At 37.1% G+C, this 14,024-nt stretch carries 15 protein-coding genes; 11 read left to right on the top strand and 4 right to left on the bottom strand.

Annotation, left to right across the window (positions count from 1 at the left end; translation table 11 throughout):
- Window positions 1–2: 2 nt before the first annotated feature.
- From thiI to DM800_RS06415, 5 genes are all read left to right on the top strand, one after another.
- Entirely contained in the window at window positions 3–1,217 is a 1,215-nt protein-coding gene (gene thiI, locus DM800_RS06395) for a tRNA uracil 4-sulfurtransferase ThiI (RefSeq protein WP_088123518.1), read from the top strand.
- An 80-nt stretch (window positions 1,218–1,297) separates the two neighbouring features.
- Window positions 1,298–1,495: an alpha/beta-type small acid-soluble spore protein gene (locus tag DM800_RS06400; protein ID WP_000091640.1), complete on the top strand. Its 198-nt coding sequence runs from the start codon at window positions 1,298–1,300 to the stop codon at window positions 1,493–1,495.
- Window positions 1,496–1,671: 176 nt separating this feature from the next.
- Window positions 1,672–3,258 (top strand): acyl-CoA synthetase MbcS, encoded by a 1,587-nt coding sequence (mbcS, locus tag DM800_RS06405; RefSeq protein ID WP_098133577.1) that lies wholly within the window; start codon window positions 1,672–1,674, stop codon window positions 3,256–3,258.
- Window positions 3,259–3,361: 103 nt separating this feature from the next.
- Entirely contained in the window at window positions 3,362–3,793 is a 432-nt protein-coding gene (locus tag DM800_RS06410) for a VOC family protein (RefSeq protein WP_048544430.1), read from the top strand.
- Window positions 3,794–3,881: 88 nt separating this feature from the next.
- Window positions 3,882–5,450, top strand: a complete 1,569-nt coding sequence (locus DM800_RS06415) for an amidohydrolase (RefSeq protein WP_147786607.1) — start codon at window positions 3,882–3,884, stop codon at window positions 5,448–5,450.
- A 107-nt stretch (window positions 5,451–5,557) separates the two neighbouring features.
- On the opposite strand, the gene DM800_RS06420 is transcribed toward DM800_RS06415, so the two are convergent.
- Window positions 5,558–6,361 (bottom strand): NAD kinase, encoded by an 804-nt coding sequence (locus DM800_RS06420; RefSeq protein WP_048544426.1) that lies wholly within the window; start codon window positions 6,359–6,361, stop codon window positions 5,558–5,560.
- Between the two features lie 205 nt (window positions 6,362–6,566).
- Here DM800_RS06420 and DM800_RS06425 point away from each other — a divergent pair, with 205 nt between their 5' ends.
- The 5 genes from DM800_RS06425 (at window position 6,567) to ackA (ending at window position 10,926) form a co-directional block, all read left to right on the top strand.
- Window positions 6,567–7,205 (top strand): DUF2953 domain-containing protein, encoded by a 639-nt coding sequence (locus tag DM800_RS06425; protein ID WP_147786608.1) that lies wholly within the window; start codon window positions 6,567–6,569, stop codon window positions 7,203–7,205.
- Between the two features lie 12 nt (window positions 7,206–7,217).
- The gene (gene ytfJ / locus DM800_RS06430; RefSeq protein WP_000350005.1) at window positions 7,218–7,613 is read left to right on the top strand and encodes a GerW family sporulation protein; all 396 of its coding nucleotides are present in this window, start codon (window positions 7,218–7,220) and stop codon (window positions 7,611–7,613) included.
- 134 nt (window positions 7,614–7,747) lie between these two features.
- Window positions 7,748–8,248 carry a thiol peroxidase gene (gene tpx / locus DM800_RS06435; RefSeq protein WP_000024522.1) on the top strand — a complete coding sequence of 167 codons (501 nt, stop codon included), beginning with the start codon at window positions 7,748–7,750 and terminating at the stop codon, window positions 8,246–8,248.
- A gap of 198 nt (window positions 8,249–8,446) precedes the next feature.
- The gene (locus tag DM800_RS06440; protein WP_141542729.1) at window positions 8,447–9,433 is read left to right on the top strand and encodes a class I SAM-dependent methyltransferase; all 987 of its coding nucleotides are present in this window, start codon (window positions 8,447–8,449) and stop codon (window positions 9,431–9,433) included.
- A 299-nt stretch (window positions 9,434–9,732) separates the two neighbouring features.
- Complete coding sequence (gene ackA / locus DM800_RS06445; protein WP_000034571.1) at window positions 9,733–10,926, top strand: acetate kinase; 1,194 nt, start codon at window positions 9,733–9,735, stop codon at window positions 10,924–10,926.
- 48 nt (window positions 10,927–10,974) lie between these two features.
- On the opposite strand, the gene DM800_RS06450 is transcribed toward ackA, so the two are convergent.
- Window positions 10,975–11,388 (bottom strand): NUDIX hydrolase, encoded by a 414-nt coding sequence (locus DM800_RS06450; protein WP_087985406.1) that lies wholly within the window; start codon window positions 11,386–11,388, stop codon window positions 10,975–10,977.
- 71 nt (window positions 11,389–11,459) lie between these two features.
- Entirely contained in the window at window positions 11,460–12,095 is a 636-nt protein-coding gene (locus DM800_RS06455) for a DUF1796 family putative cysteine peptidase (protein WP_088609299.1), read from the bottom strand.
- A 137-nt stretch (window positions 12,096–12,232) separates the two neighbouring features.
- Between DM800_RS06455 and DM800_RS06460 the strand changes: the two genes are divergently transcribed.
- Window positions 12,233–13,066, top strand: a complete 834-nt coding sequence (locus DM800_RS06460; protein WP_001256865.1) for an EcsC family protein — start codon at window positions 12,233–12,235, stop codon at window positions 13,064–13,066.
- A 32-nt stretch (window positions 13,067–13,098) separates the two neighbouring features.
- Here the strand turns inward: DM800_RS06460 and DM800_RS06465 are convergent, their stop codons facing one another.
- Complete coding sequence (locus DM800_RS06465; protein ID WP_048544413.1) at window positions 13,099–13,761, bottom strand: YitT family protein; 663 nt, start codon at window positions 13,759–13,761, stop codon at window positions 13,099–13,101.
- Window positions 13,762–14,024: the final 263 nt, after the last annotated feature.

Below are 14,024 nucleotides of genomic sequence, written 5' to 3' on the forward strand. Positions count from 1 at the left end.
ATATGATGACATATGAATATATTTTAGTTCGTTATGGAGAGATGACGACTAAAGGTAAGAACCGCTCTAAATTTGTAAGCACATTGAAAGATAACGTAAAGTTCAAGCTGAAAAAGTTCCCAAATATTAAAATCGATGCAACGCATGACCGTATGTACATTCAATTAAATGGCGAAGACCATGAAGCAATTTCTGAAAGATTGAAAGATGTATTCGGTATTCATAAGTTTAACTTAGCGATGAAAGTACCATCAGAATTAGAAGATATTAAAAAGGGTGCATTAGCAGCTTTCTTACAAGTAAAAGATGATGTGAAAACATTTAAAATTACAGTGCACCGTTCTGATAAGCGCTTCCCAATGAAGACGATGGAGTTACTTCCAGAAATCGGTGGACACATTTTAGAAAATACAGAGGATATCACAGTAGATGTTCATAATCCAGATGTGAATGTACGTATAGAAATTCGCAGTGGTTACAGCTATATTATGTGTGGTGAGCATATGGGAGCTGGTGGTTTACCAGTTGGTGTTGGCGGAAAAGTAATGGTACTTCTTTCTGGTGGTATCGATAGCCCAGTAGCAACGTACTTAACGATGAAACGCGGCGTGTCTGTGGAAGCAGTTCATTTCCATAGCCCACCTTTCACAAGCGAGCGTGCAAAACAAAAAGTAATCGATTTAGCACAAGAGTTAACGAAGTACTGTAAACGTGTAACGCTTCACCTTGTTCCATTTACAGAAGTGCAAAAAACGATTAATAAAGAAATTCCATCTAGCTATTCAATGACAGTTATGCGCCGTATGATGATGCGTATTACAGAGCGTATCGCAGAGGAGCGTAATGCACTTGCAATTACGACTGGTGAAAGTCTTGGACAAGTAGCAAGCCAAACGTTAGATAGTATGCATACAATCAACGAGGTAACAAACTACCCGGTTATTCGTCCACTTATTACGATGGATAAATTAGAAATTATTAAAATCGCTGAAGAAATCGGCACATATGATATTTCAATTCGTCCGTACGAAGATTGCTGTACAGTATTCACACCAGCAAGCCCAGCGACGAAGCCGAAGCGTGAAAAAGCGAATCGTTTTGAAGCGAAATACGATTTCACACCATTAATCGATGAAGCTGTAGCGAACAAAGAAACAATTGTATTACAAACGGTAGAAGTAGTGGCGGAAGAAGACAAATTCGAAGAACTTTTCTAAAACCATAAATTACCATATCTAAAACGTGTATGAAGTCATGTTATTTATCACACTCTATACTCACAAGGAGGTGATATAACATGTCACGTAGCACAAATAAATTAGCGGTTCCTGGTGCTGAATCAGCATTAGACCAAATGAAATACGAAATCGCTCAAGAGTTTGGTGTTCAACTTGGAGCAGATGCAACAGCTCGCGCTAACGGTTCTGTTGGTGGTGAAATCACTAAACGTCTAGTTTCACTAGCTGAGCAACAATTAGGCGGTTACCAAAAATAATCCCATATAAGATGGCTTAGAAAGAGCGGGTTTTCCCGCTCTTTCTTTTTGTTGTTTGCATCGGTATACATTCATTTCGACATAGACATAAAAAATTTGTCAAAAGAAGAGGGTTCAAAATTAACTGAAAATTCTTTATTATATAAGGGAGGCATAGAAATGGAGGAGGATATTGTATGAAGAGAGAGGAATTGTTGGCGCCACCGTCTTATAATTTAGTTTCTGAAATAGAGAAATATACAGGTGATAAAGATAAGCTTGCTTTAATTTGGCAAGATGATAAAGGGAATAGACGAGAAGTTACATACGCTGAGCTTATGAAAGGTGCGAATAAAATTGGAAACGCTTTTATAAAGAGTGGTCTGCAAAAAGGGGACAAGCTCCTCATTATGATGCCGCGCTTAATTGAAGCGTACATGACGTATATCGCTGCGATTAAAGCAGGATTTGTCGTAATTCCGAGTTCGGAAATGTTGCGCAAAAAGGATATAGAATATCGCATTGGGCACGGGGAAGTAAAAGCAATCGTAAGTTATGAGCCCTACATTGGGCAGTTTGATGATATAGAAGCGATGGAATCTCTTCAAAAATTCGTTTTGAGCGAGCAGTCAGTAGATGGATGGATTAATTTAAAAACAGCGTTAGAAACAGAAAGTGACATGTTAGAAATGGCGAAGACTGATAAAGAAGATATGGTCTTTTTATCTTACACGTCAGGAACGACAGGAAACCCAAAAGGTGTTGTTCATACGCATGCGTGGGCATACGCTCATTTGCGCACGAGCGCTCCAAATTGGCTCGGAATTGAAGAGGATGATGTTGTATGGGCGACGGCTAGTCCAGGTTGGCAAAAGTGGATTTGGAGCCCGTTTTTAGCAACTCTCGGATCAGGAGCGACAGGATTTGTATACAACGGTAAATTTGAACCAAAAACGTATTTAAACTTATTAGGTGATAATAAGGTGAATGTGCTTTGTTGTACGCCGACTGAGTATAGATTAATGGCAAAAGTAGAAGACTTAGGTGAGTACAATTTAGAAGCGTTACATAGCGCTGTATCCGCAGGTGAGCCATTAAATAGAGAAGTCATTGAAACGTTCCAAAAGCACTTTAATATTACAGTAAGAGACGGCTACGGGCAAACGGAAAATACATTGCTTGTTGGTGTAATGAAAGGGATGGATATTAGACCGGGATCAATGGGAAAACCAACGCCAGGCAACCACGTTGATATTGTAGATGAAGAAGGTATTCCGGTACAGGTAGGAGAAGTTGGTGATATCGCAGTTCACATTGAAACGCCAGCCCTCTTTAAACAATATTATAAAGACGATGAGCGCACAGCGATGCAATTCCGCGGTGATTATTATATTACCGGTGATAAAGCGAAGAAAGATGAAGACGGCTATTTCTGGTTTGAAGGGCGCGGTGATGATATTATTATTAGCTCTGGTTATACAATTGGGCCGTTTGAAGTAGAAGATGCGCTCGTAAAACATCCTTATGTAAGAGAGTGTGCGGTTGTCGCAAGCCCTGATGAAATTCGCGGAAGTGTCGTGAAGGCATTTATCGTATTAAGAGAGAATATAGACAAGAATGAAGAAACATTAATTCCAGTACTCCAACAACACGTCAAAGAACTCACTGCACCATATAAATACCCTCGCAAAATTGAATTTGTAGATGAACTACCAAAAACGATTTCCGGAAAAATTCGCCGTATTGAGCTTAGAAAACAAGAGATGGAGATTCCGTCAAAATAATTTTAAAAACAGTGAAGGAAATAGTTGAATGAAATGCCAAACAATGATAATATAAAAACGAACACAAGTTCGATTTTTATAAACTTAAAAAAGAGGTGTCCGTATGATTTTAGGTATTAATCCGTACTTAGTTTTAGATGGTAGTGGGCAAGAGGCTGTACAGTTTTATAAAGAGGCGTTAGACGCAAAAGTAGAAATCATGCAAACTTTTGGTGACATGCCTGAAAATCCAGAATACCCGATTCCAGCTGAAGCAAAAGAGCGCGTTTTACATGCTACTTTAAAAGTTGGTAATACGGACCTTATGATTTCTGATACATTCCCAGGTCAAGGGCATGCAATCGGATCTCAAGTAACAATTGCAATTCAAATTAGTAATGCAGAAAAAGCGAAAGAAGTATTCGAAAAGTTACAAGAGGGTGGAGAAGTTATTATGCCACTTCAAGAAACGTTCTGGAGCCCAGCATACGGACAACTTAAAGATAAATTTAGCATTGAATGGCAAATCACAACGAACCCTACTGAACAAAAGTAATTTTTAGAAAAGCACCATTTTTAATCGAAATGGTGCTTTTTTTATACGCTCTAATTTCGTAGACTAAAGGGAAAAGGGGGATGAGCATATGGGAGAAATTTGGTATGGCGGCACCATTTACACGATGCGAGAAGAGAATGAAAAAGTAGAAGCTATTTATGTTGAAAAGGGCATGATTGTTGATGCTGGGAGTAAGGAAGAGCTAGAAAGTCGATATTCAGACGTGAAGTTGTATGACTTAAAAGGCAAAACGATGATCCCAGGTCTCGTTGATAGTCATATGCATCTTATTGGGCACGGGGAGAGGTTACTCCGTCTAGACTTATCAAATTGTACATCTTATAGCGAAGTGTTGACTCTTGTTCAGAAGCGAGTAGAAGAAGCGCCAAAAGGTTCTTGGGTTATTGGAGAAGGCTGGAATGAAAATAATTTTACAGATACAAAACAAGTTCATGTACGTGATTTAGATGAAATCTCTAAAGAACACCCCATTTTATTAAAGCGCGTTTGTCGCCACGTTACATGGGTGAATTCATACATATTGCAAGAAGCGAACATAACAGAGACGACGCAAGACCCGAAAGGAGGAAAAGTCGGCCGGGACGCATTGAATAATTTAACAGGGCTTTTATATGAACAAGGACAAGAACTAATAAAACATGTTCAGCCTGAAATTGATGAAGCCTACTTACAAAGAGCTCTGCAAACAGCGATTAAAGATTGCTGGCAATACGGACTCGTCGGTGGGCATACGGAAGATTTAAATTATTACGGTGGTTTTAGAAAAACGCATAATGCGTTTTCTCATGTTATAAAAGAAATGCCCTTTAAAGCGCATTTGCTCGTTCACCATGAAGTGGCACATGAGCGAAAAGAATATGAAAATGAGCATTATATTGAATTTGGAGCGATGAAAATTTTTTCTGATGGCTCTTTTGGCGGAAGAACAGCTTTATTAAGTGAACCGTATGAAGATGCGCAGGAAACAAATGGAGTTGCAATCTTCTCACGTGAAGAGCTTGCGGAGTTAGTGAAAAAAGCACGGGATTTACATATGCCAGTTGCGATTCATACAATAGGTGATTTATCGCTTGAATATGTCATTGATGCACTTGAATTATATCCACCAGCAGAAGGTTTTCGCGATCGTATTATTCATTGTCAGTTAGCTCGTGAAGAATTGATTGAGAGAATGCAACACTTGCCGGCTATTATCGATATTCAGCCCGTCTTTGTGTCATCGGACTTCCCATCAGTCATTGAAAAACTAGGCGAGCATCGTCTTCGATATGCATATGCTTGGAAGACGTTACTAGAAGCGGGATTACACTGCAACGGTGGGTCTGACGCGCCAATTGAACAAGTGAATCCGTTTTTAGGCATATATAGTGCTGTTACACGTAGAAGTTTTATTGACGGCGTATGCTATATGCCAGAGGAAAGATTAACGGTATATGAAGCTATCTCTTTATTTACAACAGGAAGTGCCTATGCAATCGGAAAAGAAGCGAAGCGAGGGAAAATCGCAAAGGGATATGAAGCGGACTTTACGATAGTAGATCGAAATATATTTGAGGTAGAGGCAGAAGAAATAAAAGAAGTACAAGCAGAAATGACGGTAATTGATGGGAAGATTGTGTATAGGAAAGACGTGTGAAAATATATCGACTTACCGATAAAAAATGACAAGAATAGTGGTCGGTAGCGAGAGAAATAAATAACCGCCGAATTATGGGATCCCATAATTCGGCGGTTATTTTAATGCTATAAAAATGTTCTCTGTACTTTTTCCCAGAAGGAATTGTTTTTTAATTTAACTGTTTTAATTTGTTTATCGCTTAAGCGTACAACAGCTTTTTCCACTTGTTTAATGCTAAGCGCTTCATTATCCATACCGATAACTGGATAATCGTTACCGTCTGGTCGTAGTTTTAAAGTTAGTGTACGCTCGTGATTTAAAATGAATGGTGAACCGAGCGTACGGTAGGTGTTGTTATTTAAAGATGCTAATTCGCTTACTTGGAAGCATGGGATAAGCGGATCAACAACCGCACCATGTAATGATTTATTGTAAGCTGTACTTCCTGTTGGGGTAGAAACAACTAAACCGTCCCCTCTAAATGTTTCGAAATATAGATCATCAACGTGAACATCTACAACGAATGTTTTAATAATGCTAGAGCGTAATGAGAACTCATTTAAACAATGGAAAGATGTACCGTGATCTACATCTACCTGAATTGTTGGATATTTTCGCACTTCAATTTCATTTTTTGTAATTTCTTGAAGGGCTGTATCGACGTGATCAATATGGAAATCGCAGTAGAAAGAAGTTTCATCTTTCGTAGAAATCCCTGCGTATAAACAATCTTCTCTAAAACCAGTTTGACGAACGGCTTGTAAGAAAGTTGCATCATCTCCAACACTGACGATAGCGTTTGCATTTTTTGAATGATCTAATATGGTAAAACCATTCTCTTCTAAAATACGATAGATTGGTTTCATTTTTTCAACGAGCGTTGCTTTGTCATCACCATAAAAGAAAAATAAATTGCGACGATCTGCCATTATGTATCCCTCCACTGCAGTTAAATTTTCTGTTCTTCGTGCTACATATCATCCAAATATGTTCCCCGACGATATGTTCAAATAATATATTTCGATATAAAATGTCAAAATCCCTTTTTATTTTTAGAAAAATTTTTATATTCAATTTTAAAGGATTCTGTTTAATGATGAATAAACTTGTCGATAATGGGTACGGAGTGAAAGGATGATACGTATGAAGTGGCTCGTGATTGGAATAATAATTCTTCTCCTTTTTATTTTGCTTATACTATTGTCGAAAATAAGGCTTAAAGTGACATTTTTATATTCAGAAATGGAAAAGCAATGTTTGTTTCAAGTGAAAATATGGATGATTCGATATACGTTTGACGTATTGGAAAGAATTGAAAAACAGCAGAAAAAGACAGGAGAGAAAATCGAAAAAGCTGAAGAAGAAGGCGGAATTGATAATAAAATTATGGCACAACTTGATAGTATAGGGGAACTGATAAAAAAGCTGCAAGAAGTTCATACTATCGTTAAAGATTTTCTCAAACGAGTAAAAATCAATGGTTGGAAATGGCACACCCAAATTGGAGCAGGTGATGCAGCTAGTACTGGAATTGTCACTGGATATGCATGGGGGACAAAAGGAATGGCTGCTGGAGTTGTAGGACAATATATGCATATTGTTGACGTACCAGAATTTGAAATCACCCCTGTTTTTCAAGGGAAAGGATTTGCATCAAGATGTGAGTTAACAGCATCTTTTCGTATATTTCGTGCTATAAAAACGGGTATCAAATTACTCACGTTTATGAGAAGACAAAGATCTGGTACGAATGAAAAATCAGTTCAAGCATAGGGGGGATATAAAGTGGACCATCCAATTCAAGGTTTAATGACAACCGCAATGCAGCATTTAAAACAAATGACTGATGTAAATACAATTGTTGGTGATCCGATTAAAGCAGCAGATGGAAGTGTAATTCTTACCGTTTCAAAAGTTAGTTTCGGATTCGCTGCTGGTGGAAGTGAATTTGGTAAAGTAGAACATTCAGGCCGTCATCCATTTGGCGGGGGAAGTGGTGGAGGAGTTTCTATTAATCCTGTTGCTTTTCTTGTAATAAATGGAGAAGGTGTAAAAGTGTTGCATTTAGATAAGCAAACACACGTCATCGATAAAATAATTGAATTAGCACCACAAGCTGTTGATAAAGTGAAAGAAATGATGGATAAACGAAAAGAAGACGATCCTGAATTTCAAATTTAACGAATAAAGAAGCTAATCAATGGATTAGCTTCTTTAATTTTTTTGTAAATAAAGCGATTTTATTTGCATTATCGATAGGGACAAACTATCATTTACATTGTACATATTTTGTTTAAATAAGGGAGGATTTTCAAGTGGCAAACGTAACTTTTAAAGGTAACCCAATGACTTTAGTTGGAACAGAAGTTAAAGTTGGCGATCAAGCGCCAAAATTCCAAGTATTAGCAAATGACTTATCTCCAGTAAGTTTAGAAACATACAAAGGCGAAGTAAAATTAATTAGTGTTGTACCTTCAATCGATACAGGTGTGTGTGATGCACAAACACGTCGTTTTAACCAAGATGCAGCAGGTATTGAAAACGCGAAAGTGTTAACAATTAGCGCTGACTTACCATTCGCTCAAAAACGCTGGTGTGCAGCAAACGGTTTAGAAAATGTTGTTACACTTTCTGACCACCGCGATCTTTCATTCGGTGAAGCTTACGGCTTAGTAATGAAAGAGCTTCGTTTACTTGCTCGTGCAGTATTCGTAGTAGATAGCAACGACAAAGTAGTTTACGCAGAATACGTAAGCGAAGGTACAAGCCATCCAAACTATGAAGCAGCATTAGAAGCAGCTAAAGCGGCAAAATAATGTGAAGAAATGACCTCTTATAAAGAGGTCGTTTTTTCTCATGTATTGCTGCGTAATGGTACCAATATATGAGAAAAAACGTTATATCATATATAACTTAAAGGGGAGCTCTTTGCAGGAGGTCGCTTTTTCTTTTTGGAAAAAAACACTTTGTGGTATGATATAAGTTATGTGTAAAAGAGAGAAGGAGGAATGTACGTGAGTCAGACAGTAGAAACATTATTTTCTATTTTTGATTCTTCTGCGGTAGTTTTACGTAAAGAATTAGATGTAACATATTTAGAGGCGCTTGTAGAAACAGGTGATAACTTGTTTGAAGGAGCAATTTTACAAGAGGAATTATCCGAATCAGCAATTGAAAGGCTGAATCGTGAATATAGTACGTTTAATGAAGAAACATATAAAGGTGAAGAAATTCGTAAAGCATTTCAGTTAGCCATTTTAAAAGGAATGAAAGAAGGCGTACAAGCGAATCACGAAATGACGCCTGATGCAGTTGGAATGTTCATGAGCTACTTATTCCATAAATTTATGCAAGGGCAAAACGAAATTACTGTTTTAGATCCTGCAATTGGAACAGGTAACTTAATGACTACAGTATTTAATAGCGCCAAAGAAGGACTAGCAATGAGTGGATTTGGTGTAGAAGTGGATGAAGTGTTAATTAAACTTGCTTTAGTAAATGCGAATTTACAAAAGCATGCAATCGAATTCTTCCATCAAGATGGACTAGCGCCACTTTATATCGATCCGGTTGATGCAGTCGTTTCAGACTTACCGATTGGTTACTATCCAAATGAAATCGGTGCAAGTGAATATAAGTTAAAAGCAGATCAAGGAATGTCGTATGCCCATCACCTATTTATTGAACAAAGTGTGAAACATACGAAAGAAGGCGGGTACTTATTCTTCCTAGTACCAAACTTCATTTTTGAAAGTGATCAAGCACCAAAATTACATGCATTTATTAAAGAAACATGTTTTATTCAAGGGCTATTACAGCTACCTGTTTCCATGTTTAAAAACGAGAAAAATGCAAAAAGTATATTTGTTCTCCAAAAGAAAGGTCCTAGTGTAACAATGCCAAAACAGGCGTTATTAGTGGAGTTACCTAAATTCTCCAACATGAAGGCGATGGAGAACATTATGGATCAATTAAATACTTGGTTTGCAACCCACAAATAAGGCAAGGTATATGTAACAGGATTAGTAATTCATGTAGTACAGTTTTATAGGATATGTCATATTTTTAAATATATACTAGATTAAACTGAATTTTTTTGAAATCTGTAATATATATTTTTTCTTGGTGTTACAATTTTTTCACTTGAAATATATGTCGGACGATGTTTAAATTAAAATCGTGAGTATAAAATTCACTAATGATGAAACGTTTTCATATTTAGTGAATTTGATCAGATAAAATCGAGCGGTTTGTGGACATATCCACACAACTACCAAGAGAAAAAGGGGCGAAAGACTAGATGTCAAAAATCATCGCGATTAACGCAGGAAGCTCTTCCTTAAAATTCCAATTATTTGAAATGCCAAGTGAAACAGTATTAACAAAAGGTTTAGTAGAACGTATCGGTTTAGAAGATAGTATCTTCACTATTACTGTAGATGGCGAAAAACAAAAAGAAATTACAAATATTCCAGATCATGCAGTAGCAGTAAATATGCTTCTTAAAAAATTAACTGAAAACGGAATCGTTAAGTCTCTAGATGAGATTGGCGGTATCGGTCACCGTGTTGTTCACGGCGGCGAAAAATTTGCTGACTCTGTTTTAATTACTGATGAAGTATTAGCTGATATCGAAGAGTTAAGCGATTTAGCACCACTTCATAACCCAGCAAACCTTGTTGGTATTAAAGCATTCCAAGAAGTATTACCAAACGTACCAGCAGTAGCAGTATTCGATACAGCATTCCACCAAACAATGCCGGAATCTGCATTCTTATACAGCCTACCATATGAGTACTATGAAAAATTCGGTATCCGTAAATACGGTTTCCACGGAACTTCTCATAAATACGTAACTGAGCGTGCGGCTGAATTATTAGGTCGTCCACTTGAAAGCTTAAGCTTACTTTCTTGTCACTTAGGTAATGGTGCAAGTATCGCAGCAGTAGAAGGCGGTAAATCTATCGATACTTCTATGGGCTTCACTCCACTTGCTGGTGTAACAATGGGTACACGTTCTGGTAACATTGACCCTGCTTTAATTCCATACATCATGGAAAAAACAGGCCAAACAGTAGAAGAAGTAGTTAGCGTATTAAACAAGAAGAGTGGTATGTTAGGTCTTACTGGTTACTCTAGTGACCTACGTGACATCATTGCGAAAGAAGAAGAAGGCGACCATCGTGCGAAAGTAGCACTTGATGTATTCGTAAGCCGTATCCACAAATACATCGGTTCTTACACAGCTCGTATGAAAGGCGTTGACGCTATCATCTTTACAGCTGGTGTAGGTGAAAACAGTGCGATTATTCGTGAGCGTGTATTAGAAGGCCTTGAGTACATGGGCGTATACTTCGACGTAAAACGTAATAACGTATTTGGTGAAGAAGCATTCATCAGCTTCCCACACTCTCCAGTAAAAATTATCGTAATTCCAACTGACGAAGAAGTTATGATCGCTCGTGACGTACTACGTCTTGGAGATATTGGTTAATATACTATATGAAAAAAAGACGAGATCCTATAGGGTTTCGTCTTTTTTCTATTGGATATATTTCAAGATTCCATCTGGATATAGTGCTTTCTCTTTTTGGATGAATGCAGTGAGGGAAATCCATTTTGCATATGACAGTGTTTGTTCATCTTGTATATTCAGTATTTCCATTTCATATAGTGACATGTCTAATAAGCGTAAAGAATATAGCTGAATGATTTCATGACCAATTTCTCCATCTAGATGAAAGATATTTTCTAAGCAGCCTAAATAATTGGTGATTTCCACTTCTGTGTGAAGCTCTTCTTGAAATTCGCGAATAACGGTATGTGCTGATTTTTCACCAAGTTCAATTGAACCGCCAAGAGGTCGGTAATATGTTTCATCGCCTGTATGATATTCTTGTACGAGAAGTCTACCGTGATGTATAGCAATGCCAAAAGCTTTTGCACGTGGATACATATATAATCACTCCTTATTTCTTTTGTATAAGGATGATTATAATGTGTTTTGTAATAAAAAGTATCGTGTATTTAGGACTGCGGTCTAATCGTGAGTCCATCAAATAGGTCACTCCAAAATGCTTCATTGTACTGGTATACATCCATAATAGGGCATTTTATAACGCAAATATTTTGTAATCCCCAATCTTCTTGGGCAACATTTGGTACATCTGCAGGAAGTAGTAATAGGACAGAGAATTTATGTTTAACTATTTGAGATAAAATGTGTTCCAAAGAATGTGCTTCTTCGTATGTTCCTCCAGTTCGAATAAACAATATGGATTCTGCCGTTTCAATTGTAGTTAGAAAACGATGAATTCGATGCTCATAGTTTAACTTAACTTCTGTATAAGAAGGCCAAGAAGTTGGTGTGTTTACATCTGTTTTAAAGTCGTGGCAGGAGTCGATTTCATATAGGTTGTCACGGAGTCTTAATTTCGCACCATCATCCCAAAATGAGATGAAAGATAAGTTTTCGAACTGTAGAAAACGGTCAAATCGATTTTGTAATAATACATTCACTTTTTCTAATGAAGGGCTTAGCATAAAATCGATAACACCAAAAAAGGGTGATAATTCGAATTGGTATAACGCCCAAGCAGGCCAGCAGTTTTGTCCTAAGCTGAATACTGCATTATATTCTTTTTTTATATTGGATAGATTCATGTGATTTATCTCATCCTTTTTGCTAATATTTTATGTCACTAAAAAATGGAATGTGAATAAAGATAGACAAGCATATTTGCAAAGAATAAGCAGAAATATGTTACAATAGAAAAAAATCGAACGAGGTGGTTGTTACGATGCGATCGAAGCGAGAACAAGCCATTTTAGACAATATAAAAGAATGGGAATCGCAATTAGTTGAGCAAGAAGCGACTGATTTTCAAAAAATTTTTGATAAATGGGTACATACGACAATTGCGAAATTACCTGAGAAAAAACGAAAAGATTTCTTTACGAAAGCAGATGGATGGCTCTTTCATTTGCATGCATTGATTCAAAGTTCACAATCACAGTTAGACGCGCGTAATCGTATTTTAGGAACGTCGAGATTATTTGATGAATCAATTGAGCAACTAGAAGATTTGAAAGCATTATCTATTGATCAGTTAACATACATAGCAGAGCAGCAAACAGCGCGACATCGCCTATATTCATTCGTACAAGGCGGAGCAACGGGTGCTGGAGGTTTATTATTATTAACGGCTGATTTTCCGGTTATGATTGCATTAAATGTGAAGGCTGTCCAACTTATTGCAACATCATTTGGACATGATGTGAACAAGCCTTATGAAATGATGCTTGCGTTAAAGGTGTTTCATGCGTCATTACTACCAGGAAGGCTTCAGCAATACGCATGGTACAATTTACTGCAAGAGCTAGAGCAAGAAGATTCGTTCTTCTATGAAGGAGACGAAGCGGTATTACAACCAGCTTCTACTGAGGTTGTGTTAAAACAAATTTTGAAAACATTTTCGATTTATGCTCTTCGTCGTAAATTATTCCAAGGTATTCCGGTAATTGGAATGGCAATCGGGTCTACAGTGAACTATCGTTTAACAAGAAATGTTACTGAATTTGCAAATAGATTTTATCAAGTGCGCCACATAGTCGAGAAGGAAAAAAGAGCGTAAAAAAAGCGAGAGGCCGAAGCCTTTCGCTTTTTTTAATTTGTTGCATGCTTTTTGGACATTGGAATAGATACTGGTTGCTTTTCTGCTTTTTTCTCTGCTTTTGGATAATAAATTAAATCCAATGTTTTTGCCTGTACAGCAATTGAAAGAATAGTAAAAGCAATTTCTGTCCAATTTAAATAATATAATGAAAGCGCAAGAACAATCGCGTCAAAGACGAAGAAAATTTGCCCAATTGTAAAACGAGTTCGTTTACTTAATACAATTGTTAAAATGTCGTCTCCGCCGGTTGCACCGCCAAATCGCAATATAAAACCGAGTCCAATACCAGCTAACGCACCGCCAACTACTGCAGCTATAAATAAATTATTTGATAAATCGACCGTAAATGGAGAATAATTTTCCATAAGAGAATAAAATACTCCGAATGAAATCGAACCTAGGAATGAATAACCAACCATTTTTTTACCTAAAAATGAAGCACATAATAAAATAATTGGGATATCCATAATTACAGTTGAAATAGATGGTGAAATATCATAAAAATTTTGGATAAATAGTGCAATTCCTACAAATCCACCTTCGGTTAAGTGGTTTTGGAAGTGAATGTGATATAGCGCTGCTGCTAAAATAAATGAACCGATTAAAACCATAAAAATTTCTTTAATAATTTGTCGACTTTGGATGTTCCTCATCGTTATTCCTTCTTTCCGTAGTTAGTAGTCCTTTTTGTGTTGTAAACTAACTACGAGCTCACATGTAGCTTCAGTTAGTTTACGAAAAAAACTAACTACGCTATATGTCGCTGAAGAAATAACGAATAATCCTCTCGTCCATCAATTCTCCCTACCTTCGTTTTAGTTTAAGTCTTAAAACGACTAAACAAAACGTGGAGTAGGATTCTTCATTTAGCAATCCTGCTCTTCTTTGTTTTGTTTAGCTAGTAACAATTAAGTCC

Origin of the sequence: Bacillus sp. AY18-3 (genome assembly GCF_008042305.1) — a bacterium.
Lineage (GTDB): Bacteria > Bacillota > Bacilli > Bacillales > Bacillaceae_G > Bacillus_A > Bacillus_A wiedmannii.